This window comes from Pantoea sp. SO10, from assembly GCF_005281435.1.
Lineage (GTDB): Bacteria > Pseudomonadota > Gammaproteobacteria > Enterobacterales > Enterobacteriaceae > Pantoea > Pantoea leporis.
The window spans coordinates 1,857,073-1,880,602 of record NZ_CP040095.1 but is presented as its reverse complement, the minus strand read 5'-3'; the positions used below and the strand labels follow the sequence as shown (position 1 = coordinate 1,880,602).

At 53.1% G+C, this 23,530-nt stretch carries 22 protein-coding genes and 3 tRNA genes; 13 read left to right on the top strand and 12 right to left on the bottom strand.

Translation table 11 applies throughout. The features are described 5' to 3' along the window. Positions 1-408, top strand: coding sequence for a lactoylglutathione lyase (gloA, locus tag FCN45_RS08775; protein ID WP_007892766.1), 408 nt, complete (start codon positions 1-3; stop codon positions 406-408). A 107-nt stretch (positions 409-515) separates the two neighbouring features. Then, on the top strand, positions 516-1,184 hold the full coding sequence (gene rnt, locus FCN45_RS08770; protein ID WP_137385681.1) for a ribonuclease T: 669 nt from the start codon (positions 516-518) through the stop codon (positions 1,182-1,184). Positions 1,185-1,219: 35 nt separating this feature from the next. Here rnt and FCN45_RS08765 read toward each other — a convergent pair whose 3' ends face one another. Beyond that, positions 1,220-1,555 carry a Grx4 family monothiol glutaredoxin gene (locus FCN45_RS08765; protein WP_175501675.1) on the bottom strand — a complete coding sequence of 112 codons (336 nt, stop codon included), beginning with the start codon at positions 1,553-1,555 and terminating at the stop codon, positions 1,220-1,222. A gap of 364 nt (positions 1,556-1,919) precedes the next feature. Between FCN45_RS08765 and FCN45_RS08760 the strand changes: the two genes are divergently transcribed. Further along, on the top strand, positions 1,920-2,714 hold the full coding sequence (locus FCN45_RS08760) for a C40 family peptidase (RefSeq protein WP_137385680.1): 795 nt from the start codon (positions 1,920-1,922) through the stop codon (positions 2,712-2,714). Between the two features lie 56 nt (positions 2,715-2,770). Here the strand turns inward: FCN45_RS08760 and FCN45_RS08755 are convergent, their stop codons facing one another. Beyond that, complete coding sequence (locus FCN45_RS08755) at positions 2,771-2,860, bottom strand: YnhF family membrane protein (protein WP_007892756.1); 90 nt, start codon at positions 2,858-2,860, stop codon at positions 2,771-2,773. Between the two features lie 274 nt (positions 2,861-3,134). On the opposite strand from FCN45_RS08755, the gene purR reads away from it, so the two are divergent. Beyond that, on the top strand, positions 3,135-4,160 hold the full coding sequence (gene purR, locus FCN45_RS08750; protein WP_008110309.1) for an HTH-type transcriptional repressor PurR: 1,026 nt from the start codon (positions 3,135-3,137) through the stop codon (positions 4,158-4,160). Here the strand turns inward: purR and punR are convergent. Continuing rightward, complete coding sequence (gene punR, locus FCN45_RS08745; protein WP_137385679.1) at positions 4,157-5,068, bottom strand: DNA-binding transcriptional activator PunR; 912 nt, start codon at positions 5,066-5,068, stop codon at positions 4,157-4,159. The genes purR and punR overlap by 4 nt on opposite strands. A 110-nt stretch (positions 5,069-5,178) precedes the next feature. Between punR and punC the strand changes: the two genes are divergently transcribed. Both punC and cfa read left to right on the top strand, forming a co-directional pair. Next, the gene (gene punC, locus FCN45_RS08740; protein WP_137385678.1) at positions 5,179-6,381 is read left to right on the top strand and encodes a purine nucleoside transporter PunC; all 1,203 of its coding nucleotides are present in this window, start codon (positions 5,179-5,181) and stop codon (positions 6,379-6,381) included. Between the two features lie 302 nt (positions 6,382-6,683). Beyond that, the gene (gene cfa, locus FCN45_RS08735; RefSeq protein ID WP_137385677.1) at positions 6,684-7,832 is read left to right on the top strand and encodes a cyclopropane fatty acyl phospholipid synthase; all 1,149 of its coding nucleotides are present in this window, start codon (positions 6,684-6,686) and stop codon (positions 7,830-7,832) included. A 51-nt stretch (positions 7,833-7,883) separates the two neighbouring features. Here the strand turns inward: cfa and FCN45_RS08730 are convergent, their stop codons facing one another. Continuing rightward, the gene (locus FCN45_RS08730; RefSeq protein WP_137385676.1) at positions 7,884-8,528 is read right to left on the bottom strand and encodes a riboflavin synthase subunit alpha; all 645 of its coding nucleotides are present in this window, start codon (positions 8,526-8,528) and stop codon (positions 7,884-7,886) included. Between the two features lie 197 nt (positions 8,529-8,725). Here FCN45_RS08730 and FCN45_RS08725 point away from each other — a divergent pair, with 197 nt between their 5' ends. From FCN45_RS08725 to FCN45_RS08700, 6 genes are all read left to right on the top strand, one after another. Beyond that, positions 8,726-10,099 carry an MATE family efflux transporter gene (locus FCN45_RS08725; protein ID WP_137385675.1) on the top strand — a complete coding sequence of 458 codons (1,374 nt, stop codon included), beginning with the start codon at positions 8,726-8,728 and terminating at the stop codon, positions 10,097-10,099. Positions 10,100-10,233: 134 nt separating this feature from the next. After that, positions 10,234-10,310 (top strand) — tRNA-Val (locus FCN45_RS08720). Positions 10,311-10,313: 3 nt separating this feature from the next. After that, positions 10,314-10,390: transfer RNA gene (locus FCN45_RS08715), tRNA-Val, on the top strand. A 19-nt stretch (positions 10,391-10,409) separates the two neighbouring features. Continuing rightward, a tRNA-Val gene (locus tag FCN45_RS08710) sits at positions 10,410-10,486 on the top strand. 342 nt (positions 10,487-10,828) lie between these two features. Then, positions 10,829-12,241 carry a pyruvate kinase PykF gene (pykF, locus tag FCN45_RS08705; RefSeq protein ID WP_137385674.1) on the top strand — a complete coding sequence of 471 codons (1,413 nt, stop codon included), beginning with the start codon at positions 10,829-10,831 and terminating at the stop codon, positions 12,239-12,241. A 304-nt stretch (positions 12,242-12,545) separates the two neighbouring features. Beyond that, the gene (locus tag FCN45_RS08700) at positions 12,546-12,782 is read left to right on the top strand and encodes a major outer membrane lipoprotein (RefSeq protein WP_007892735.1); all 237 of its coding nucleotides are present in this window, start codon (positions 12,546-12,548) and stop codon (positions 12,780-12,782) included. 75 nt (positions 12,783-12,857) lie between these two features. Here FCN45_RS08700 and FCN45_RS08695 read toward each other — a convergent pair whose 3' ends face one another. The 7 genes from FCN45_RS08695 to sufA form a co-directional block, all read right to left on the bottom strand. Beyond that, positions 12,858-13,844: a L,D-transpeptidase family protein gene (locus FCN45_RS08695; RefSeq protein ID WP_137385673.1), complete on the bottom strand. Its 987-nt coding sequence runs from the start codon at positions 13,842-13,844 to the stop codon at positions 12,858-12,860. A gap of 61 nt (positions 13,845-13,905) precedes the next feature. Further along, the gene (gene sufE, locus FCN45_RS08690; protein WP_137385672.1) at positions 13,906-14,322 is read right to left on the bottom strand and encodes a cysteine desulfuration protein SufE; all 417 of its coding nucleotides are present in this window, start codon (positions 14,320-14,322) and stop codon (positions 13,906-13,908) included. A gap of 20 nt (positions 14,323-14,342) precedes the next feature. Next, entirely contained in the window at positions 14,343-15,566 is a 1,224-nt protein-coding gene (gene sufS, locus FCN45_RS08685) for a cysteine desulfurase SufS (RefSeq protein ID WP_137385671.1), read from the bottom strand. Continuing rightward, the gene (sufD, locus tag FCN45_RS08680; protein WP_110866026.1) at positions 15,563-16,840 is read right to left on the bottom strand and encodes a Fe-S cluster assembly protein SufD; all 1,278 of its coding nucleotides are present in this window, start codon (positions 16,838-16,840) and stop codon (positions 15,563-15,565) included. The genes sufS and sufD overlap by 4 nt, the downstream gene beginning before the upstream one ends. Next, on the bottom strand, positions 16,815-17,561 hold the full coding sequence (gene sufC, locus FCN45_RS08675) for a Fe-S cluster assembly ATPase SufC (protein WP_008102973.1): 747 nt from the start codon (positions 17,559-17,561) through the stop codon (positions 16,815-16,817). The genes sufD and sufC overlap by 26 nt, the downstream gene beginning before the upstream one ends. 34 nt (positions 17,562-17,595) lie before the next feature. After that, positions 17,596-19,089: a Fe-S cluster assembly protein SufB gene (gene sufB, locus FCN45_RS08670; RefSeq protein WP_101764559.1), complete on the bottom strand. Its 1,494-nt coding sequence runs from the start codon at positions 19,087-19,089 to the stop codon at positions 17,596-17,598. 7 nt (positions 19,090-19,096) lie between these two features. Then, complete coding sequence (sufA, locus tag FCN45_RS08665; RefSeq protein WP_007892717.1) at positions 19,097-19,471, bottom strand: Fe-S cluster assembly scaffold SufA; 375 nt, start codon at positions 19,469-19,471, stop codon at positions 19,097-19,099. A gap of 389 nt (positions 19,472-19,860) precedes the next feature. Here sufA and FCN45_RS08660 point away from each other — a divergent pair, with 389 nt between their 5' ends. Beyond that, positions 19,861-20,265 carry a hypothetical protein gene (locus FCN45_RS08660; protein ID WP_008102969.1) on the top strand — a complete coding sequence of 135 codons (405 nt, stop codon included), beginning with the start codon at positions 19,861-19,863 and terminating at the stop codon, positions 20,263-20,265. Between the two features lie 30 nt (positions 20,266-20,295). On the opposite strand, the gene FCN45_RS08655 is transcribed toward FCN45_RS08660, so the two are convergent. After that, positions 20,296-23,349: an FAD-binding and (Fe-S)-binding domain-containing protein gene (locus FCN45_RS08655; RefSeq protein WP_137385670.1), complete on the bottom strand. Its 3,054-nt coding sequence runs from the start codon at positions 23,347-23,349 to the stop codon at positions 20,296-20,298. Positions 23,350-23,530 lie beyond the last annotated feature (181 nt).

The window sequence follows — 23,530 nt, the reverse complement described above, 5'->3', positions numbered from 1 at the left end:
ATGCGTTTACTTCACACCATGTTACGCGTTGGCGATTTACAACGTTCAATCGATTTCTACACCCGCGTGCTCGGCATGCGCGTACTGCGTCAAAGCGAAAACACCGAGTATAAGTACACCCTGGCATTCGTTGGCTACACCGAAGAGAGCGAGGGCGCGGTGATTGAGCTGACTTACAACTGGGGCGTGGATAAATACGATCTCGGCAACGCTTACGGCCATATCGCGCTGGGCGTGGACAATGTCGCTGACACCTGCGAACGCATTCGCAGCGCGGGCGGCAACGTAACGCGTGAAGCGGGCCCGGTAAAAGGCGGTTCGACTATTATTGCGTTTGTTGAAGATCCAGACGGTTACAAAATCGAGCTGATTGAAAACAAACATGCCGGTCACGGCTTAGGCAACTAAGGTTGCCCGTCAGCCTGCTATTTGCAGGCTGACTTCCCTCTCCTGCTGCACCCTCCTGCGATTTTTGCCATAATGCGCGCTGCCCTATTTATTGCCATGAGATCCTGATGTCTGAATCGAACGCTTTAAACGCTCTCCACCAACGCTTCCGCGGTTTTTATCCTGTTGTGATCGACGTTGAAACCGCGGGTTTCAATGCACAAACCGATGCACTGCTGGAAATTGCAGCCACCACGCTGAAAATGGATGAAGACGGCTGGTTGCACCGTGATGAAACGCTGCACTTCCATGTGGAACCGTTTGAAGGCGCCATTCTGAATCCTGCGGCGCTGGCGTTTACCGGCATCGATCCCACCAATCCGCTGCGCGGTGCGGTAAGCGAATATGAAGCCCTGCATGCGATTTTTAAAATGGTGCGCAAAGGCACCAAAGATAGCGGCTGCAATCGTGCCATTATCGTGGCGCACAATGCCACTTTCGATCTCAACTTCGTGATGGCGGCCGCCGAGCGCACCAGCCTGAAGCGCAATCCGTTTCACCCGTTTGCCACTTTTGATACCGCGGCACTGAGCGGTTTAGTGCTGGGGCAAACCGTGTTGGCGAAAGCCTGTAAAGCGGCGGGAATGGAGTTTGATAGCACGCAGGCGCATTCGGCACTGTATGACACCGAGCAAACCGCGACGCTGTTCTGTGAGTTGGTGAACCGCTGGAAACGCCTGGGCGGCTGGCCGCTGGCTTTCAGTGAAAAATCCGCAGACGAGGCGTCTGCCGGGTAACTAAAGAAAAGGCCGACATGTGTCGGCCTTCTGCATTATTCCGCTTCTTTATACTTCTCAGCGGTCTCTTTCAGCAGTGGCTGAAGTTCACCGCGCTGGAACATCTCAACGATGATGTCGCAGCCGCCGACCAGTTCACCGTCGACCCACAGCTGCGGGAAGGTTGGCCAGTTAGCGTATTTTGGCATTTCAGCGCGAATATCCGGGTTCTGCAGAATGTCCACGTAAGCGAAACGCTCGCCACACGCAGAAAGCGCCTGCACGGCTTGCGCCGAGAAACCGCAGCTTGGCAGCTTCGGCGAACCTTTCATGTACAGCAGAATCGGGTTTTCTGCGATCTGACGCTGAATTTTTTCAACAGTACTCATTATTGCCTTCCTTAATCTTCTACTTCGTGTTTGTTTATTGTAGCGATTTCGCTCCCGGACTGAAAACGGGATTTTGCCTTTGCACTGGCTAATCGCCATGTTTGTTAAGTTAACGCATGACAAATAACATTTTCATATCATTAATTGGCATTAATAAATTAATAATTAGCAATAATTTCGCTGTGTTAACCAGCTGAAATCGCTCATTTTTGCTACAGAATCAATCTGGTAACATATTAATAGAAAAAGGCCTTACCTTTTGTAAAAAAAGTGGATTAGAATTGCCTCGGCGCTGGTCACTTGATCAGATTTCTCTCACTTTTACGCAGTCTGCTTTGATTCAGCCTGCTTAACCTGTAACCGGATTATGCGTCTACTAATTACGCTTTTCATACTGGCTTTTGCCCAACTGTTCTTTAATGTGGCCGCTGCATCTCCGCATGCGCCCGTTAACGCCAGTTCGCTTAAAGCAGAGAAAAAGAGCGCACGTGAAGACGAGCGCCGCAAACGACGTCCGGTAAAAACCACCACCACCAAAAAATCGCGTCTGACCGCTGTTCAAAAATTCAAACTCAAAAAACAGAGCAAAACAGACATCGCGCTGCACAAAACCACCAGCAAAAAATCCCCACTGAAACTCTCTGCTAAGAAATACGGTCATCAACGTTTAGCGAAGAAAACGCCCGAGATCGCCGTCGATGATGAAGCGTTAGCGCTGACCGGCATCAAAATGAGTAAAGCGCACCGTCAGCGTTATCAAAAAGCGCGTGAAACGGCGATGACCAAATTAATGGGTCAACTCGGCAAACCTTATCAGTGGGGCGGCGCTTCGCCACACACCGGTTTCGATTGCAGCGGCCTGGTGTGGTACGCCTATAAAGATCTGGTGAAATTCAAACTGCCACGCACCGCCAATGAGATGTATCACCTGCGTGATGCGGCACCGATTAAGCGTGAAATGCTGGAGAAAGGCGATCTGGTGTTCTTCCGCATCAACAATCGCGGTACCGCCGACCATGTGGGCGTTTATCTTGGCAATGGCAAATTCATTCAGTCGCCGCGTACCGGCAAAGATATTCAGATTAGCGCATTGGGTGAGGATTACTGGCAGAAACACTATGTGGGCGCGCGTCGTATGATGACGCCAAAAACCATTCGCTAGTTGTTGCGCAACAGACATGAAAAAGCCGGATGCTGTTCTCAGCTCCGGCTTTTTTGTTAATGCATGATCGCGGTAAAGCTGAAGGCGATAATCATCAACAGTGCGCCAACAGTGGTCATTAGCGCCAGCTTCAGGTCGGTATTCATCACAACTCCTTAGTCACACAATTATTAGGGTTAAGACGATTTTCGCATAGCAATAGGCAAAAATCTCGTGTTATCCGCGCCAGCTTGCTAGAATCGCCGCCTTTCGTTGCGCAACAGATTTTGCGCAGGCTGTATTTACAGCGTGATGAAGTGATTTTGCCTGCTTGAACATGCCGTTTTGCCCGCTTTTTTGGGCTGTAAAAGCATTAGCAGACGCAAACGTTTAACAATATACTTATCAGTAAGTTGCGATAAGCCCAGGAGCACCATTTTCATGGCAACAATTAAAGATGTCGCAAAACGCGCGGGGGTCTCAACCACCACGGTTTCGCATGTCATCAACAAAACGCGTTTCGTTGCGGAAGAGACGCGTAACGCCGTATGGGAAGCGATCAAAGAATTACACTACTCGCCAAGTGCCGTGGCGCGTAGTCTTAAAGTTAATCACACCAAAACCTTGGGTCTGCTGGCGACCTCCAGCGAAGCGCCCTACTTCGCTGAAATTATCGAAGCGGTGGAGAACCGCTGCTTCGAACGCGGCTATACGCTGATTCTCGGCAATGCGCACAACGATCTGCAAAAGCAGCGCGCTTACCTGTCAATGATGGCGCAAAAGCGCGTCGATGGTCTGCTGGTGATGTGTTCGGAATATCCAGACGATTTGCTGCAGATGCTGGAAGAGAACCGCAATATCCCCATGGTGGTGATGGATTGGGGCGCGTCACGCGGTGATTTCACCGATACCGTGCAGGACAATGCATTTCAGGGCGGCTATCTCGCCGGGCGTTATCTGATTGAACGTGGCCATCGCGATATCGGTGCCATTCCTGGCCAAATGGAGCGCAACACCGGCGGTGGACGTCATGCTGGCTTCCTGCAGGCAATGAACGAAGCGGGCATTACAGTGCGTCCGGAGTGGGTGGTTCAGGGCGACTTTGAGCCTGAATCGGGCTATCAGGCGATGCAACAGATCTTAAATCAGAAACAGCGTCCAACCGCGGTGTTCTGCGGTGGCGATATCATGGCGATGGGCGCGATTTGCGCTGCTGATGAGATGGGTTTGCGCGTACCGCAGGATATCTCGGTGATTGGCTACGATAACGTGCGCAACGCGCGCTATTTCACACCAGCGCTCACCACCGTGCACCAGCCGAAAGCTGAACTGGGTGAAAAAGCGCTGGAAATGCTGCTGGATCGCATCACCAGCAAGCGCGAAGATCCGCAAACTATCGAAGTCCAGCCAACGCTGATTGAACGCCGTTCGGTGGCGTACGGTCCGTTCCGCGACTACCGCCGCTAAGCCGACACTTCGCTGAGCCATTCGTGGTTCAGCGTTTCCGCATCCCCGAGATAAGCCAGTAACCACGCCAGCGCCGGTGACGCGCGCTGTTCTGACCAGCTGACGCAGCACGGACTGTCCGGAAACGCCTGCGGTAGCGCCAGCTCGACCAGTTTTTGGCTGTCCAGCAGTGGACGCGCCAAATGGCCAGGCACCATGCCGACGCATAATCCTGCCAGCAAACAATCCATCCCGGTTTCCCACTCTGGCACCACCAACCGCCGCTGATTATCCAGCGTCCATGTCATACGGCGCGGCAACGCACGCGAGGTATCTTCCAGCACCAGCGATGGCCACGCCCGCAAGGTTTCATCATCCAGCTCCTTGCTGTTAACCAGCGGATGATCGGGACTCACCACACAACGCCAGTTCAGCGCGCCCATATCCTGAAAGGCAAAACGTCCGCCCACCGGGATGGCCTGAGTTGCGCCAATCGCCACATCCACCCGACCATCAGCCAACGCATCCCACACGCCGTTGAACACTTCGTAGCTGATAATCAGCTCCATGTCGGGAAAATGGCGGTAGAAGTCTTTCACTAACTGTCGCGTACGCTGCGGTTTTACAATGCAGTCGACCGCGATGCTCAACTCGCCGCGCCAGCCATTTGCCAGTTGCTGACACTGTCGGCGAGTTGCCAGCATTTTTTTGATAACAGAACGGCCTTCCCGCACAAAATGCTCGCCCGCCGCTGTCATCACCACTTCCCGATGCTGGCGCTCAAACAGCGGCACCGCCAGCCAGTTTTCCAGCTGGCGCACAGTGTAACTGACGGCAGAGGGCACGCGATGCAGCTCCTGCGCTGCCGCGCTAAAACTGCCGGTGCGCGCTACTGCATCCACCACTTCAAGCGCATATTCTGACCACATAATTTTGCCTTCAAAAATTTTAACAGCATCATGCAAATATTAGCGTTTCACAAAGCGCGCTGCATCCTTTTACACTCCCCGGCGTTTACCCTGCCCAAAAGAGAATCAACATGTTGTCGTCTAAAGCATTTATGCCTTATCTCGCCGTGCTCAGCATGCTCGGCTTTCTTGCCACGGATATGTATTTACCCGCCTTTGGCGATATGCAGCGTGATTTTGCTAGCGCACCCGGCACCATCAGCGCCAGCCTGAGTCTGTTTCTCGGCGGTTTTGCCTGTGCCCAGGTATTTTGGGGACCGCTATCAGATCGTTATGGACGTAAGCCGATTTTGCTGGCGGGCCTGGCCATCTTCGCCCTCGGTTGTCTGGGAATGCTGTGGGTGACCGATGTCCGCCTGATGCTGGCGCTGCGTTTTGTGCAGGCGATTGGCGTGTGTGCGGCTGCCGTAAGCTGGCAGGCGCTGGTGGTGGATCACTATCCAAAAGCAAAAGCTAATAAAGTGTTTGCAACGATTATGCCGCTGGTTGCGCTGTCTCCGGCGCTGGCACCGCTGCTCGGCGCCTGGCTGATCGGCCACTTCCACTGGCGCAGCATCTTTATCACGCTGACGCTGGTTGCCGTGGTGTTGCTGATCGGTACGCTGCAGTTAACCTCACCTAAGCGCGAGAAAGTCGCCTCAGGCAAACAACCCGGCTGGTTGACTTTGCTAGGCACCCGCGTCTACAGCGGTAACGTCTTAATCTATTCGGCATGTTCGGCGAGCTTTTTCGCGTGGCTGACGGGCTCACCTTTCATTCTCGCCGCAGCTGGCCTGACGCCGGGCGATATTGGCCTGAGCTATATTCCGCAGACCATTGCGTTTCTGATTGGCGGCTTTGGCTGCCGCGCGCTGTTAAATCGTTATCAGGGCGCGCAACTGCTGCCGTGGTTGCTGGTGCTGTATAGTCTGAGCATCCTAAGTCTGTTTGTCATCGCCCTGATGCCTTCAGCGCCGCTGTTTGTGCTGCTGATGCCCTTCTGCGGCATGGCGCTGGCCAATGGCGCGATCTATCCGATTGTGGTGGCCAGCGCATTAGCGCCCTTCCCGCACGCCACCGGTAAAGCGGCAGGATTACAGAATTTATTCCAGTTAGGATTGTGCTTTGTCGCCAGCCTGCTGGTCTCCGCCGGCCTTGACCAGGCGCTGTTCAACACCACATTAGTGATGGTGGTCACCGTGGTACTGGCGTGGGCGGGCTTTGTCTGCCAGCGATCGGCAAACGCACAAAGTGATATTGCCCACACTTCCCGTCCCTGCGAAGATAATCTCTAAGCCAACGCTTTTCGTTAGCAAACTAACGATAACCCGTTGAATATTGACCCACGTGAGCATATACTCAGTGGGTCAGTAATTCTGTATTAAATCAATAATATAAATGTAATACCTTTAGCGACTCTGTCGCGGGATGGCGTCTGCACGGTACTCCAGTGTTGCGTCCAACTTTTCTATTCAAATTCATGCCTCTGTAAAACGTCGGATTTCTGGCGCACGGATTTTCCGTGAGTTCTCTCACAGGTCTTGGGAAATTGGCTATTCTTTTTCTCAGGTTCAGATCGGAAGGTGATGGAGAAGCTATGAGTTCATCTGTTATAGAAGAAGTGAGCCTTGAAGAAAACCACTGGTTTCGGATCGTCAATGAACTGCTAGAGCGTGCTGATATTGCAGTTAATGGCACTCGTCCCTGGGATATTCAGGTAAAGCATCCAGATTTTTTTAAACGCGTGCTCGAGGAAGGATCGCTCGGATTAGGTGAAAGTTACATGGATGGTTGGTGGGAGTGCGAACAGCTTGATATGTTCTTCCATCGCGTTTTAAAACACCATCTGGATAAACAATTACCGCGGCATTTTAAAGATACGTTGCGAATCGCCGCCGCGCGTCTTACTAATTTGCAATCGAAAAAACGCGCCTGGATTGTGGGTAAAGAGCATTACGACCTGGGTAATGATCTATTCTCACTGATGCTTGACCCCTATATGCAATATTCCTGCGGCTACTGGAAAGATGCTGATACGTTGGAAAGCGCGCAGCAGGCCAAACTGGATATGATTTGCCGCAAGTTACAACTTGAACCGGGCTTGACGCTGTTGGATATCGGTTGTGGCTGGGGCGGACTGGCGGAATATGCCGCACGCCATTATGGCGTCACGGTGCATGGCGTCACTATTTCTGCAGAGCAACAAAAACTGGCACAACAACGCTGTGAAGGACTGGATGTCACTATTTTACTGCAGGACTATCGCGACCTGAATAATCAATATGATCGCATTGTTTCTGTCGGAATGTTTGAACATGTCGGGCCGAAAAACTATGCCACTTATTTTGATGTTGCTGACCGCAATCTCAAACCAGACGGCATATTTTTACTGCACACCATTGGTGCCCTCACAACGGATATGAATGTCGATCCGTGGATTGATAAATATATCTTCCCGAACGGTTGTCTGCCGTCGGTCCGTCAAATCGCTGATGCCAGTGAGCCACATTTCGTCATGGAAGATTGGCACAACTTTGGCGCAGATTACGATACGACGTTAATGGCATGGTATGAACGTTTTCAGGCGGCGTGGCCGCAGCTGGCTGAGAAATATGGCGAACGTTTTAAACGAATGTTCGACTATTATCTCAACGCCTGCGCCGGTGCGTTTCGCGCCCGTGATATTCAGCTGTGGCAGGTGGTATTCAGTCGTGGCAAGGATGGCGGATTACGCGTAGCGCGTTAATGAGCTTGCAGAAATAAATCAAGGCGCCGCAGGGCGCCTTTTTTAGCGCCATTATTCTGCGCTGGCAATCTGCGCCAGTGCAGCGGCTTCACGCTGCGCTAATACGCGTTCAACGGTTTCCACAATGGCCTGCGTATGAGGATCAATCTCAATATTGACCTTCTGACCAAACTTCTTCGCGCCTAACGTGGTGCGCTCGAGGGTTTCCGGAATCAGATGCACACAGAACTTGCTTTTGGTAACGTCGCCAACGGTCAAACTAATTCCGTCGATACCCACAAAACCTTTATGCAGAATATATTTGATCTGCGTGGCATCCTGTAATTTAAACCAGATTTCGCGGTTGTTTTCTGACTGGATGATTTTGCAGATTTCCGCCGTGGTCATAATATGGCCAGACATCAAATGGCCGCCAATTTCATCACAGAACTTCGCTGCACGCTCAATATTCACCACATCCCCGACCTGTAATTCACCCAGGTTGGTAATGCGCAATGTTTCTTTAATCAAATCGAAGCTAACCCGATCGCCATTAATCTCAGTCACAGTCAGGCAGCAGCCGTTGTGGGCTACCGATGCGCCTAGCGCCAGTCCCGGTAACAGCTCATCCGGTAAGCGCACAATATGGGTACGAAACAGATCTTTCTCTTCAATGCCGACAATTTCTGCCGTGCCTTGCACAATTCCAGTAAACATAATCTTAGCCTCTGCAAAGTTTGCGTCAGTTTATCACAGCTTGTCGGCGGCAGCTTAATTTGGCGGAGTTCAAACTTTACACAAATTGCTAAACAAAATGCGATCAACGTTTGGCGGAAGCCAGCGCTGCCGCTACACTGTGCGCGCATTCTTTGGGGATTTCGCCCCGCTCTCTTCATTAATTAAGCAGGTGTAACGTGCAGAAGTATTTTACCGAAGCGCGTCAATTGCTGGCCCTCGCGATCCCGGTCATCCTTGCTCAGGTGGCCCAGACTGCGATGGGATTTGTAGATACTGTTATGGCCGGTGCGGTAAGCGCCACGGATATGGCCGCCGTCGCTGTCGGCACCTCTATCTGGCTTCCCGCCATTCTGTTTGGTCATGGTCTTCTACTGGCTTTGACGCCTACCGTTGCGCAACTCAACGGTTCAGGACGACGCGAACGTATCGCGGAACAAGTGCGCCAGGGATACTGGATGGCAATCGGTGTTGCACTCCTGATTATGGTGGTGCTGTGGAACGCCGGTTATCTGATTAACACCATGCATGATATCGATCCTGAATTGGCCGCCAAAGCTGAAGGATACCTGCATGCATTGCTGTGGGGCGCACCGGGTTACCTGCTGTTCCAGGTGATGCGCAACCAATGCGAAGGTTTGTCGAAAACCAAACCGGCGATGCTGCTCGGCTTCCTCGGCCTGATGGTGAATATTCCGCTCAACTATGTGTTCATTTACGGCCATTTTGGTATGCCGGCCTTAGGCGGCGTCGGCTGCGGCGTGGCGACGGCATCGGTCTATTGGGTGATGTTCCTGGTGATGCGCTTCTGGGTGAAACGAATGGCAAGCATGCGCGACATCCGTATGAAAACGCGCTGGTCTGCACCGTCACGTACGATTTTGTCACGCCTGTTCACGCTGGGTTTGCCGGTGGCATTGGCGCTGTTCTTTGAGGTGACGCTGTTTGCCGTGGTGGCGCTGTTGGTATCACCGCTCGGTATCGTGAAAGTGGCCGGACACCAGATTGCACTCAACTTCAGCTCGCTGATGTTCGTGTTGCCGCTGTCGCTCGGCGTCGCCACTACCATTCGCGTTGGCTATCGGCTGGGACAAGGTTCGGCCGAACAAGCGCGCGTTGCTGCGTGGACCGGGCAAGGCGTCGGCATCAGCATGGCGGCCATCACCGCACTGTTTACCGTGATTTTCCGTCACGATATCGCCGGCCTGTACACGGCAAATCCAGAAGTCATTACCCTTGCGGCACAGCTGATGTTGCTGGCGGCGATTTATCAGTTCTCAGATTCGATTCAGGTGATCGGCAGCGGTATCTTGCGCGGTTATAAAGACACGCGCTCGATCTTCTTCATCACCTTTATCGCCTACTGGGTGCTGGGTTTGCCGGTGGGTTATGTACTGGCGATGACGGATTGGGTCTTGCCGAAGTTGGGTCCCGCCGGCTTCTGGTGTGGCTTTATTATCGGCCTGACCTCCGCAGCGGTGATGATGATTTGGCGCATCCGTCGTTTGCAGCGCCTGCCTGCGCAGGTCATCCTGGCGCGCGCCGCGCGCTAAGTGGCTGGTAACGGCGAAAAAAACGACGCATAGCACAGTTGCTGGTCAGTCGTAGGGTAAAAACACTTTTTCCCCTTGCCAGCATCACGGCCTGCCGTTAATATTCGTCCCCGCTGTCGCCCTGACAGCGTGTTGCGCTCTTAGCTCAGTTGGTTAGAGCACCACCTTGACATGGTGGGGGTCGATGGTTCGAGTCCATTAGAGCGCACCAAGTGCGTCCGTAGCTCAGTTGGTTAGAGCACCACCTTGACATGGTGGGGGTCGGTGGTTCGAGTCCACTCGGACGCACCAATTTGTGAATTTCCTCAATGCGCTCTTAGCTCAGTTGGTTAGAGCACCACCTTGACATGGTGGGGGTCGATGGTTCGAGTCCATTAGAGCGCACCACTTTGGTTTTGTCTCCTTGCGCAACACCTTTTTCTTGATCTGCATCGTCTATATCGCGCCGCTTTTATATTGGTTTTCGCATACTTAGCGACTATACTATGCCGCGTTGTTCCACCTGAAAGGTTTCAGCGCTAACGTGCCTATGCAAACAACTCCAATGATTTGCGCAACACTGATCACTCAGTTCCCTCGCGTACTGCATAACTTCTCTGCACGCTTTGCTTTCGTCTCCTATTCTTATTTCTGTGAAATCCGATCCAACACCATAAATATTCTCACTTCGGTGCCGTGCGCATCGAATCCCGACCTTTATCATCCATCACAACTTATAGAAAACCTGACATGAAAAAGACCAAAATCGTTTGTACTATCGGTCCAAAAACCGAATCCGAAGAAATGCTGACCCAACTGCTGGAAGCGGGCATGAACGTGATGCGCCTTAACTTCTCGCACGGGGATTACGCTGAACATGGCCAACGCATTACCAACATGCGTGCCGTTATGGAAAAAACCGGTCGTCAGGCCGCTATTCTGCTGGACACCAAAGGTCCGGAAATTCGTACCATGAAACTGGAAGGCGGCAACGATGTGTCGTTGAAAGCCGGCCAGACCTTCACCTTCACCACCGATCAGTCAGTCATTGGTAACAGTGAACGCGTTGCTGTGACTTATGCCGGTTTCACTGAAGACCTGAAAATCGGTAATACCGTTCTGGTCGACGATGGTTTGATCGGTATGCAAGTGACTGAAGTCACCGAAAACAGCGTGGTATGTAACGTACTGAACAATGGTGACCTGGGCGAGAACAAAGGCGTTAACCTGCCAGGTGTCTCCATTCAGCTTCCAGCACTGGCCGAAAAAGATAAGCGCGACCTGATCTTTGGTTGCGAGCAGAACGTTGATTTCGTCGCCGCTTCGTTTATCCGTAAGCGTTCTGACGTGCTGGAAATCCGTGAGCACCTGAAAGCGCATGGCGGCGAGCATATTCAGATCATCTCGAAAATCGAGAACCAGGAAGGCCTGAACAACTTCGACGAGATCCTCGAAGCCTCAGACGGCATCATGGTTGCTCGTGGCGACCTCGGCGTTGAGATCCCGGTTGAGGAAGTGATCTTCGCGCAGAAGATGATGATTAAGAAATGTAATAAAGCACGCAAAGTGGTCATCACCGCGACGCAGATGCTGGATTCCATGATCAAGAACCCACGCCCTACCCGCGCGGAAGCCGGCGACGTGGCGAACGCCATCCTCGATGGTACCGATGCGGTCATGCTGTCTGGTGAGAGTGCTAAAGGTCGTTATCCACTGGAGTCGGTCACCATCATGGCGACCATCTGTGAGCGTACCGATCGCGTGATGAAATCGCGCATTGACTCGCTGCAGGACTCACGCAAGCTGCGCATCACCGAAGCGGTATGCCGCGGTGCCGTTGAGACTGCAGAGAAGCTGGAAGCACCACTGATTGTTGTAGCCACCGAAGGTGGTAAATCTGCTAAAGCTATCCGTAAGTATTTCCCGGATGCCACCATTCTGGCGCTCACCACCAACGAAACCACCGCTCGTCAGCTGATTCTGAGCAAAGGTATCGAAACTCATCTGGTGAGAGAAATTGCCTCAACTGATGATTTCTACCGCATTGGTAAAGAAATGGCGCTGGAAAGCGGATATGCGCAGAAAGGCGATGTGGTGGTAATGGTTTCAGGTGCATTAGTACCAAGCGGAACGACAAACACCGCGTCTGTACATGTAATCTGATTAGCAACTGAATTTTTATTTAAAAGCGCCTTTTAAAGGCGCTTTTTTTATTGCAGAGGTAATACAAAAGCCAGAAATTTCCAATCGAAATTAACTATTCAAAATCTCGTATGATTAAGGTTAGTCCGATTAAATCTCTCTGTTTTAGCTAATTATTTTCATCATCTTCTGTTAAATGCTGTTTCTTTGAGCGAACGATCAAATTTAAGCATGTTCTCATCAAAAATTTATTCTCAACTCAAAAAGCTTTGTGTAATACTTGTAACGCTACATGGAGATTAACTCAATCTAGAGGGTATAAAGAATGAATCGCACTAAACTGGTACTGGGCGCTGTAATCCTGGCTTCAACTATGCTGGCTGGTTGCTCAAGCAACGCTAAAATCGACCAACTGTCTTCAGACGTTCAGACTCTGAACGCTAAAGTTGATCAGCTGAGCAACGACGTGAACGCAATCCGTTCTGACGTTCAGGCTGCTAAAGATGACGCAGCTCGTGCTAACCAGCGTCTGGACAACCAGGCTCACTCTTACCGTAAGTAAGAGTTCTGGTTTGAAAAATGGTGCCCATGTGGCACCATTTTTTTTGTCCTGATTCTGCGATTCTCTGGTCCGAATTCAGGGCTGCGCTACAGCTTCACCACGCTGCTCCGTTGGTACTGCGCTTTCATCTGTAACCGGCTCACCGCTGCTCACTAATACCGGCATCCCGGAACGTCGGGCTATCGCTTCCTTGATCAACGCCGTATCACTCTTCTCGCTCTTCGAGAAGGCTTTCAGCTGCGCTGACTGCGCAATCGGCATGGTTTGCGGATCGTCCTTATCATTACGTGATAACGGCTGATGCACTTCAACGTAGCGCTTACCGTCGGGTTCAATCGCATATTTGATGGGCTGATTGATCACCTGCACCCGCGTCCCTTTCGGCACGCTATTGAACAGCGCTTCAATATCATCCGGTCGCAGGCGAATGCAGCCGGAACTCACGCGCATGCCAATACCAAAGTCAGCATTGGTGCCGTGAATCAAATACTGACCGGTCCCACGCGCCAGACGCATCGCAAACAGCCCCATTGGGTTATCAGGCCCGGCTGGCACCACGCCCGGCAAGGTAATGCCCTCTTTGGCGTAGCGCTTGCGGATATTGGTGGTTGGCGTCCAGGTAGGATTCGGGATTTTCTGGCTGATGCTGGTGACCATGGTTGGCGTCATGGCGCCTAACTGACCGATCCCGATCGGATAGACGACCACACGATCTTCACCTTTCGGATAATAGTAAAGTCGCAGTTCCGCGAGGTTGATCACGATACCTTCCCGTGGCGCATCGGGTAGCAGCATCTGCAGTGGCACGGTTAATTGTGTGCCAGCCTTGGGCAGCCAGGGATCAACGCCTGGATTAGCTTCAAGCATGCCGAGCATGCCTATCTTATAACGTGCGGCAATGCTCTCCAGCGGCCGCTTGTCATCCGGCACGGTGGTCAGGGTATTTTCGCCAATCAAACGGCTGTTATCGGCCGGTAGGGGATATTCCGTAGCAAATGCAGGTGCAGAGAGTCCGCAACAGGACAACAGCAATGCACCGGCTAAACGTAAGGCTGGTTTCATGCAATTTTCTCTTTGTCGGATAGAACAGACCCCGGTCAAGCCGGGGTCTGGAGAGTGTAACTTAGCTGAGGGTCTGAGCGTTATGCCGGATCGCGCGAATCATCGCTTCCAGCCCCTGCGAACGCGAGGGAGTGAGATGTGAGGTCAGCGCCAATTCGCCGAACCAGTGACGCACATCGAGATCGAGAATCTCTGACGCCTTAAGCCCTTGATACAGGCTAAATACCACTGCAATCAACCCTTTAACGATGGCGGCATCGCTGTCGCCTTCGAGGGTGATGGTGCCATCGGCCTGCGGGGTCATGCGTATCCACACCTGGCTCTGACAACCTGAAATCACGTGTTCCGGCTGCTGTAAGCTTTCGGAGGATTCTGGTAATTTCCCACCGAGTTCAATGATGTAGAGGTACTTCTCTTCCCAGTTTGCGCAACGATTGAAGTTACGCACTAATCTCTCTTTATCTGGCAAATTCGCCATGAATCACTCCTGAAGTCTGCTCAACCGCCCAGCAGACGATGAATACGGGTCAAACCTGCGGCCAGACGATCGGCTTCTTCTTCGGTGTTGTACAGTGCGAAGGAGGCACGACACATGGCCGGCACCGCATAATGACGCATCAGCGGCATCGCACAGTGATGGCCGGTGCGGATCGCAATACCGTATTGATCAAGGAAACTACCGACATCAAAGGCGTGATGGTTGCCGAGGTTGAAGGCCACCACGCCGCTGCGGCTTTCCGGACCGTAAATCACCAGATCCGGCACCGAAGCCAGTTTGTCCAGCGCATAACGCATCAGCATCGATTCGCGCTGATGAATCACGTCCAGGCCCAGTTCGCTGATCCACGTTAACGCCGCACCCAAACCAATGATGCCGCCGGTATTCGGCGTGCCCGCTTCGAAACGCCATGGCGTAGTGTTAAAGGTGGTGCCGGTTGGCAGCACAACCTCCGAAATCATCGAACCGCCGCCTTCCCAGGGTGGCATGATCTCCTGCAACGCTTTACGCGCATACAGCACACCAATGCCAGTTGGACCATAAATTTTATGGCCAGAGAAAGCGTAGAAGTCGCAGTTGATATCCTGCACATCCACCGTGTGATGCATCACCGCCTGCGCGCCATCCACCAACGTAATCACACCAGCGGCTTTCGCTTGAGCCACGATAGCTTTTACGGGATTGACGGTGCCGAGCACGTTAGAAACGTGGGTGACCGCCAGCAAACGGGTGCGGCTATCGATCAAACCACTCAGCTGTTCCAGCGCCAGCTCGCCCTGCGCATTCAGCGGCAAAACGCGAATTTCTGCGCCAGTGCGCTGCGCCACCATCTGCCACGGCACGATGTTAGCGTGATGCTCCATCTCGGTGACGATGATGTTGTCGCCCGGCTGCAACTGACTGCCGCCCCAACTGTTCGCCACCAGATTGATGGCTTCCGTGGTGCCTTTGACGAAAATAATCTCTTCTGGCGAAGCGGCGTTAAGAAAACGCGCGGCCTGATGACGTACGTTCTCCATGTCGGTGGTCGCCTGCGCGCTCAACGAATGGATACCACGGTGCACGGCCGCATAGCCGTGCTGGTAGAAATAACTTTCCGCATTGATGACCGCGAGCGGGCGCTGTGCGCTGGCCGCGCTATCAAGGTAGGCCAGCGGATGTCCGTTGACCTCACGTTTCAGAATCGGAAATTCCGCTCTGATGCGTTCGAGATCGAAACTCATGACTCAACTCCCGGGATACGCGCGGCAATGCGCTGCAGCACCACCTGACGCAGTACCGGATTCTCCAGCGTTTCGGTGAGTTCAGCGGCAAAGGCATGGATGATCATACGCTGTGCGGCAGTCTCATCGATGCCGCGTGAGCGCAGGTAGAACATCTGCTCTTCATCAATACGACCAATGGTCGCACCGTGGCTGCACTTCACGTCATCCGCATAGATTTCCAGCTGCGGCTTGGTGTCCACTTCAGCCAGACGGCCCAGCAACAGGTTGTTGTTGGTCATCTGTCCGTCGGTTTTCAGCGCGTGCTGCGCCACTTTGATCATGCCGTTGAACACCGCACGACCTTTATCGCGCGCGATGACTTTATGCATCTGACGGCTGGTGCAGTAGCCTTTGTTGTGTTCCAGATAGCTGCGGGTATCGCACACTTCCTGATTCACCGGCAACGACAAGCTGTTGATCGCCAGATTGGTATTTTCGCCATTCAGCTGCGCGCTGGTGTTATGACGCGATAAGCCCGCACCCAGCAGGAAGCTGGTAGTGGCCACATTTGCATCGCGGCCCATCACCACATCATTGTGCGCGAAGTGGTAAGCCTTCTCGCTCTCAAATGACAGTTTGATGTGCTGCAGTTTGGCATTGTCGGCCACGTCGAAAGTGAAACGCGCGCCGGTAAAGTGCGCCACGTCATTCAGCGTGACATAGTGCTCAATCACTTCCGCTTCTGCGCTGGCTTCCAGCTGCAGATGGTGGCGATGGTGCACGGTGTTGGTGCCCGCATCCTGACCGCTGGTGATGTGCAACAGATAAAGCGGTTTAGCCGCTGATTTGCCACGCGCCAGACGAATTGTCGTGGCTTCTTCTGCCAGACTTTCAGTCAGATGCAGGAACACTTCTGGCTGAATCGGTGCCGGTAGCGGACGACGCTCAGAAGCCTGCGCATGCTGAATTTCAAACAGGCCGGTATCACGGCTGCTCAATTCAGCCTGAAAACGGCCGTCAACAAACACCAGACGCACCGCATCAACCGGCAGCGCCAGCGCTTCAACTTGTTCCGCGCTCACTTCCTGCGGCTGCGGCAGCACAAACTGCTGCGCCAACAGGCCATCAAGCGGCGTGTATTTCCAGTTTTCATGCTTACGCGTCGGCAGGCCGACACGCATCAGTTGCTGCCAGTGCTGCTGCGCCTGCAAAGAACGCACGTCACCGCGCGATTCAAACAGATGATGCCACTGCTGCAGGGCGTTATCACTCTTGGTCGGTAAGCCAGCCATAGCCTTGCTCCTCCAACTGTTTCACCAACGAGAAGTCGCCAGATTTAACGATCTTGCCCTGATACAGCACATGTACGTGGTCCGGCTTGATGTAATCCAGAATACGCTGGTAGTGCGTCACGATGATGAATGAACGCTTACCGTCGCGCAGGCTGTTTACGCCTTCTGCCACGATTTTCAGCGCATCGATATCCAGACCGGAGTCGGTTTCATCAAGGATGCACAGCTCAGGTTCCAGTGCCGCCATCTGCAGGATGTCGTTACGCTTCTTCTCACCACCGGAGAAGCCCACGTTCACTGAACGGGTCAGCAAATCTTCTGGCATCTTCAGCAGCTGGATTTTATCTTCGATGAAATCCTGGAAGTCGAAACGGTCCAGCGGCTCCTGCTCACGGTATTTACGTACCGCGTTGACCGAGGTCTGCAGGAAAAACTGGTTGCTGACGCCCGGAATTTCTACCGGATACTGGAACGCCATGAAAATGCCTTCACCGGCACGCTCTTCTGGCTCAAGCTCCAGCAGGTCTTTGCCCTTAAAGGTGACAGAACCGCCAGTGACTTCGTAATCTTCACGACCAGCCAGCGTTGCAGACAGGGTACTTTTACCTGAACCATTCGGTCCCATGATGGCGTGGACTTCGCCCGGTTTCACTTCAAGGTTCAGACCGCGCAAAATCTCTTTGTCTTCAACGCTAACCTGCAAATCTTTAATGCTTAACATACTCTTTCCTTCACATTGCTTCCGGCAACGGGCATCAGCCCACACTGTGCTCAAGGCTGATAGCTAACAATTTTTGCGCTTCCACGGCGAATTCCAGTGGCAGCTCGGAGAAAACGTCTTTGCAGAAGCCGTTGACGATCATTGAGATCGCATCTTCTTCGCTGATGCCACGCTGCAGGCAGTAGAACATCTGATCTTCACCGATGCGCGAGGTGGTGGCTTCGTGCTCCAGATGGGCGGTGTTGTTGCGCGTTTCCACATACGGGAAGGTGTGCGCACCGCACTCGGCACCAATCAGCATCGAGTCACACTGGGTGAAGTTACGCGCGTTGGTCGCGGTTGGCATAATTTTCACCAGGCCACGATAGGTGTTCTGACTCTTACCGGCAGAGATACCTTTGGAGATGATGGTCGACTTGGTGTTTTTACCAATGTGAATCATCTTGGTACCGGTATCCGCCTGCTGGCGGCCTGCGGTCAGTGCGACCGAGTAGAACTCACCGATCGAGTAATCACCGCGCAGAATGCAGCTTGGATATTTCCAGGTGATCGCCGAACCGGTCTCAGACTGCGTCCAGGACATCTTGCTGTGATCGCCTTCGCACAGGGCACGTTTGGTCACGAAGTTGAGGATACCGCCCTCGCCTTCGCCGCCTGGGAACCAGTTCTGTACAGTGGAATATTTCACTTCAGCGTTTTTATGGATGATCACTTCTACCACTGCGGCGTGCAGCTGATAGGTGTCACGCACAGGCGCAGAGCAACCTTCGATGTAGCTGACGTAGCTGTCTTCATCGGCGATCAAAATGGTGCGCTCGAACTGACCGGTTTTTGCCGCGTTGATGCGGAAATAGGTCGACAGCTCCATCGGGCAACGTACGCCTTTCGGGATATAAACGAAGGTACCGTCAGAGGCCACAGCGGAGTTCAGCGCAGCGAAGAAGTTATCGTTTGGCGGCACGACGGTGCCGAGATACTTCTGCACCAGCTCAGGGTGATCGTGAATCGCTTCGCCGAACGAGCAGAAGATGATGCCCTGCTCCGCCAGCTTGCCGCGATAGGTGGTTGAAACGGAGACGGAGTCGAAAATCGCATCCACCGCCACTTCACGACCTTCACGCACCGGAACGCCTAACTGGTTGAACGCGTCTTCCACTTCCTTCGTCAGGTAGTCACTGGACGCGACGCTGCCGGAGGTTTGCGTGGCACCGGGTTCAGAAGCACAGCTGTCATCACAGTTGCCGCAGGACGGCGCGGAATAGTAGCTGTAATCCTGATAATCCAGTTTCTCGTAATGCGCTTTCAGCCAGTGCGGCTCTTCCATTTGCTCCCAGGCGCGGAACGCCTTGAGACGGAATTCAAGCATCCATTCAGGTTCGTTACGTTTAGCCGAAATGGCGCGCACCACATCTTCATTGATGCCGTGGGCAAATTCTTCAGTTTGTAACTGGGTAAAGAAGCCCTCTTTATAGTTGAGCTTACCTTCCCACATTTGTACATCGTCAGATGCTTCGCTGTGTCGTGACATATTTCACTTACTCGACGCCAAAGCTTTCACCGCACCCGCAGGCGTGTTGAGCTTTAGGGTTGTTGAATTTAAAAATCTGGTTAAGACCTTCGCGGACATAATCCAGCTCGGTACCGTCAACAAACGGCATCGCCTGAAGTGGCACAAACAGTTTTGCGCCGAATTGCTCAAACTGCAGGTCGTCATCGGCAGGATCTTTCACCAGGTCCATAACGTACCCAAAACCGGCACAGCCGGACGTTTTCACACCCAGTTTCAAGCCCTTGACTTCAGGGTCTTGTTCTACCAGGTTAAGAATCTGTTTCGCTGCCGATTCGGTCAGCGTGAGCCCTTTCCAGACGAAATCTTCGGGTGAAAAAGAGTCGGCATTTACTGATGACATTGTGCTACCTCGTATGTCTGGGCCTTTTCAGGCTATCCCCCTATGGTAGTGATATCAGATATCACTTCAACCTCTTGTTTTGCAGGGATAATCATCTCGTGCTGTTTTTTACTGCTGCTTTATTAAGCATAGTCGCTTCAAAGCAGATTGACGGCTGCATTCCCGTGCGCGCCTGACCAACGTAACCCGTTAAATTGTCGTAAAATTTCCAAAATCAATTTTACGTTTCCATCCTGATTGATAGGTTACGCCTTTCCACTATGTAAAGAAATTGTTATTACCGATTTTAGTAACAGGCAGAGGAAATCAATAAAATTTCACAGCGGGAATTGCATTCCTGACGCGGTTTAATATGATAATGATTATCATTAACCTAAAAAGGTGGCGATATGACGCTTACCGTCTCAGCCTGGTTACAACATAAAATCGATGAATATAAGTTTTCGGTGCGTGATATCACCGTTGACTTCTACATGGCTCAGGCAAAGCTCAACCGCACTGATTGCACGCTCGACCAACTGCGTCGCTTTAACGACACCTGCCTGGATATGGCAGAAATCTGCGAACTCAACGGCGACGATCACAGCTTTCTGCATGCCATGGGCAAGCTCCATCACCGCTTAGTGCAGGAGATGGGCAATGCCGATCGTGACCGTTTGTTCCGGATTCAGGCCTATCAACTGGCGCGCCTGTCATTAACACGCTTGTGTCATCAACTGGCGCTCAGCGGCGAGTGGGATCAAGCCACCCGCCTGCAGAGTGATTTTGTTCGCCACGCAGGCTGGATATTCTAATCCAGCTTTGTGACGTCTCCTACAATTTGTTTACATCATTTCCAGTAATGCTTGCAGTGGATGACGCATGCCATTGCCTTCTGCGCGTTTTACCTGACTACGACACGAAAAACCGGTTGCCAGACAGCGCTGACGCGGCAGCTTTTGCAATTGCGGATGCCAGGACAGCTCATAAATCCCCAGCGAATTTTCCAGGTTTACGCTTTCGTGGCCGTAGGTTCCCGCCATTCCGCAGCAGCCCACATTGACGTTTTCCAGCTTCGCACCAAAGCGCGCAAAAATGCTCTGCCACTGATTCGGCGTGGACGGTAGCGCGGTCACTTCGGTGCAGTGCGCAAACAGATACCAGGCTTCGCCGCTGGCGGTTTGCTCCGCACGTGCCGACAAGGCGGTTTGCAGCCACTCATGCACCAGCTGCACGTTAAACTCGCCGCGCTGCTCGCCCAGCACCTGATGGTACTCATCGCGGTAACAGAGCACGGTCGCCGGATCGACACCGACCATCGGCATGCTCAGTTTTGCCACGCGATTGAGAAAATCAGCGGTTTTGCTGGCGGTGCGCGCAAAGCGCTGCAGGAAGCCTTTCACATGCTGCGCCTTGCCATTCGGTGAGAACGGCAGCAGCACCGGACGATAACCGAGTTTCTCAATCAGCTTGACGAAATCGGTGACCAGCTGTGCCTCGTAATAGCTGGTAAAGGGATCTTGTACCACCAGCACGCAGTTTTCGCGTTGCGCCGCATCCAGCGCTTCTAACTGCTCCAGCGTCAGGTTCATCGCCGGATGGCCGCCTAACTGCTGCTTGAGGCTCGGCGATGACAGCAGCGGCAAATCCACCATGCCGATATGCTTTTTGCTCAGCTCGCGCATCCACGGCTGCTTGAGGAAAAAGTTGAACACCTTAGGCGCTTTGGCCATCAGCGGCGCGTAACTCTCCACGGTGGCTACCAGATGATCGCTCATCGGGCGCAGATAGCGGGTGTGATACAGCTGCAGGAAGCGTGAACGGAAGTTCGGCACATCGATCTTGATTGGGCACTGCGTCGAGCAGGCTTTACACGCCAGGCAGCCCGACATCGCCTCTTTCACTTCGTGCGAGAAGTCATATTCGCCCTGATTTGCGTGCCAGGTATTACGCGTGCGCTGAATCAGCGTACGCAAGCTGGCGCCCTGTTTCGGCAGCGCCTGCTCAAGTTGGGTAGGATCCACGCCCTGCTCGGAGAGCAAACGCAGCCATTCACGCGTGAGTGTGGCGCGCCCTTTCGGCGAGTGAATGCGGTTGCGGGTAATTTTCATCGACGGGCACATTGGGCTACGTGCATCGAAGTTGAAGCACAAACCGTTGCCATTACACTCCATCGCACCGCGCCACTCGTTGCGCACCGTAACCGGAATCTGCCGATCGTAGGTGCCGCGTTTCACCGCATCAACCTGCATCATCGGTTCATCACTGCCGAGCGGCGTACAGATTTTGCCGGGATTCATGCGGTTGTCAGGATCGAACGCGGCTTTGATGCGGCGCAGCTCATTGAATAACGTTTCGCCAAAGAACTCCGGGCTGTACTGCGCGCGGAAACCTTTGCCGTGCTCGCCCCACAATAAACCGCCGTAGCGTGCGGTCAGCGCCACCACTTCATCAGAGATCTGCTTCATCAGCAGCTCCTGCTGCGGATCGCACATATCCAGCGCCGGACGCACATGCAGCACGCCAGCATCCACGTGCCCAAACATGCCGTAGCTCAGGCCGTGACTGTCGAGCAGCGCGCGAAAATCGACGATGTAATCCGCCAGCTGTTCTGGCGGCACCGCGGTGTCTTCCACAAACGGAATCGGCTTGGCGCGCCCTTTGGCGTTCCCCAGCAGGCCAACCGCTTTTTTGCGCATATTATAGATGCGCTCGATACCGCCTAAATCGTCACACAGTTGATAGCCGATGACGCCGCCCATCTGCTGCTGCATCAGCTCATCTAAGCGCTGACATAGCGTGCTAATCTGCTGCTCAATCACTTCGCCATCATCACCGGCAAACTCCACGATGTTGAGCCCCAGCATCTCTGTATCCGGCACATCGGTAATCAATTCATTTACCGAATGCCAGACGATATCTTCTCGCGCCAGATTCAAGACTTTTGAGTCAACGGTTTCCACCGAAAGCGCTTTGGCTTCCACCATTAAAGGGGCGTTACGCAGGGCCGAGTCGAATGAATCGTATTTGATGTTGACCAGACGGCGCACTTTAGGGATGGGCGTGATGTCGAGGCGTGCTTCGGTAATAAAGGCCAATGTGCCTTCCGCGCCGCACAGCAAACGCGTCAAATCAAACGTCTGCAAATCGTCGCTGAACACATGACGCAGATCGTAGCCGGTCAGGAAGCGATTGAGCTTGGGGAATTTCTCCAGAATCAGATCGCGCTGTTCGCGGCAGCGACTCAACACCTGCTGGTAAATGCGCCCTTCTGCGGTCGGCGTGCTGGCCAGCTGTTCCGCCAATTCAGTCGGCATGGCGCGCGTATCAAGGATGTCACCACCCAGCAGCACCGCGCGCAGGCCTTCAACGTGATCGGAGGTTTTGCCATACACCAGCGAACCCTGGCCCGAAGCATCGGTGTTGATCATGCCGCCGAGCGTGGCGCGATTGCTGGTGGAGAGCTCCGGCGAGAAGAAGAAGCCATACGGCTTGAGCCACGCATTGAGTTGATCTTTCACCACGCCCGCTTCAACCCGCACCCAACCTTGCTCGGTGTTGATTTCCAGGATGCGGTTCATGTAGCGCGACATATCCACCACGATACCCTGATTCAGCGACTGTCCGTTGGTGCCGGTGCCGCCACCGCGTGGCGTAAACACCAGGCTGGTAAAACGGGTTTCACCGGCAAGGCGCGCAATCAACGCCACATCCGCCGTCGAGCGCGGAAACAGCGCCGCATCAGGCAGCAGCTGATAAATACTGTTGTCGGTGGCAAGCGAGAGGCGATCGGCATAGCTGGTGGCGGTATCGCCGGTAAAGCCTTGCTCTTTCAAGGACTGCAGGAATGTCAGCACCAGTTGAACGAGGCCCGGTGCCTGAGAAATCTGTGGGATCATTATTGAGTGACCGAGATGTTGTAAACGTTTGCGTCGTGATTTTTTTCAGCCCTTGGTTTTATCATACTTTTCTGCTGGCTGCTGTTTTTTCAGGAAAGCGCGCCGCCGTCGCTGCTTTTCCTGTTTAATTTTCAGGAAATAGATCATCATTAATCAGGGCTGTTCAGCCCCACTCTGAAGG

Bases quoted from the DNA above. Each gene is read 5' to 3' on its own strand.
- gloA (WP_007892766.1), top strand. From the start codon at position 1: ATGCGTTTACTTCACACCATGTTACGCGTTGGCGATTTACAACGTTCA.
- rnt (WP_137385681.1), top strand. From the start codon at position 516: ATGTCTGAATCGAACGCTTTAAACGCTCTCCACCAACGCTTCCGCGGT.
- FCN45_RS08760 (WP_137385680.1), top strand. From the start codon at position 1,920: ATGCGTCTACTAATTACGCTTTTCATACTGGCTTTTGCCCAACTGTTC.
- FCN45_RS08755 (WP_007892756.1), bottom strand. From the start codon at position 2,860: ATGAATACCGACCTGAAGCTGGCGCTAATGACCACTGTTGGCGCACTG.
- purR (WP_008110309.1), top strand. From the start codon at position 3,135: ATGGCAACAATTAAAGATGTCGCAAAACGCGCGGGGGTCTCAACCACC.
- punR (WP_137385679.1), bottom strand. From the start codon at position 5,068: ATGTGGTCAGAATATGCGCTTGAAGTGGTGGATGCAGTAGCGCGCACC.
- punC (WP_137385678.1), top strand. From the start codon at position 5,179: ATGTTGTCGTCTAAAGCATTTATGCCTTATCTCGCCGTGCTCAGCATG.
- cfa (WP_137385677.1), top strand. From the start codon at position 6,684: ATGAGTTCATCTGTTATAGAAGAAGTGAGCCTTGAAGAAAACCACTGG.
- FCN45_RS08730 (WP_137385676.1), bottom strand. From the start codon at position 8,528: ATGTTTACTGGAATTGTGCAAGGCACGGCAGAAATTGTCGGCATTGAA.
- pykF (WP_137385674.1), top strand. From the start codon at position 10,829: ATGAAAAAGACCAAAATCGTTTGTACTATCGGTCCAAAAACCGAATCC.
- FCN45_RS08700 (WP_007892735.1), top strand. From the start codon at position 12,546: ATGAATCGCACTAAACTGGTACTGGGCGCTGTAATCCTGGCTTCAACT.
- FCN45_RS08695 (WP_137385673.1), bottom strand. From the start codon at position 13,844: ATGAAACCAGCCTTACGTTTAGCCGGTGCATTGCTGTTGTCCTGTTGC.
- sufE (WP_137385672.1), bottom strand. From the start codon at position 14,322: ATGGCGAATTTGCCAGATAAAGAGAGATTAGTGCGTAACTTCAATCGT.
- sufS (WP_137385671.1), bottom strand. From the start codon at position 15,566: ATGAGTTTCGATCTCGAACGCATCAGAGCGGAATTTCCGATTCTGAAA.
- sufD (WP_110866026.1), bottom strand. From the start codon at position 16,840: ATGGCTGGCTTACCGACCAAGAGTGATAACGCCCTGCAGCAGTGGCAT.
- sufC (WP_008102973.1), bottom strand. From the start codon at position 17,561: ATGTTAAGCATTAAAGATTTGCAGGTTAGCGTTGAAGACAAAGAGATT.
- sufB (WP_101764559.1), bottom strand. From the start codon at position 19,089: ATGTCACGACACAGCGAAGCATCTGACGATGTACAAATGTGGGAAGGT.
- sufA (WP_007892717.1), bottom strand. From the start codon at position 19,471: ATGTCATCAGTAAATGCCGACTCTTTTTCACCCGAAGATTTCGTCTGG.
- FCN45_RS08660 (WP_008102969.1), top strand. From the start codon at position 19,861: ATGACGCTTACCGTCTCAGCCTGGTTACAACATAAAATCGATGAATAT.
- FCN45_RS08655 (WP_137385670.1), bottom strand. From the start codon at position 23,349: ATGATCCCACAGATTTCTCAGGCACCGGGCCTCGTTCAACTGGTGCTG.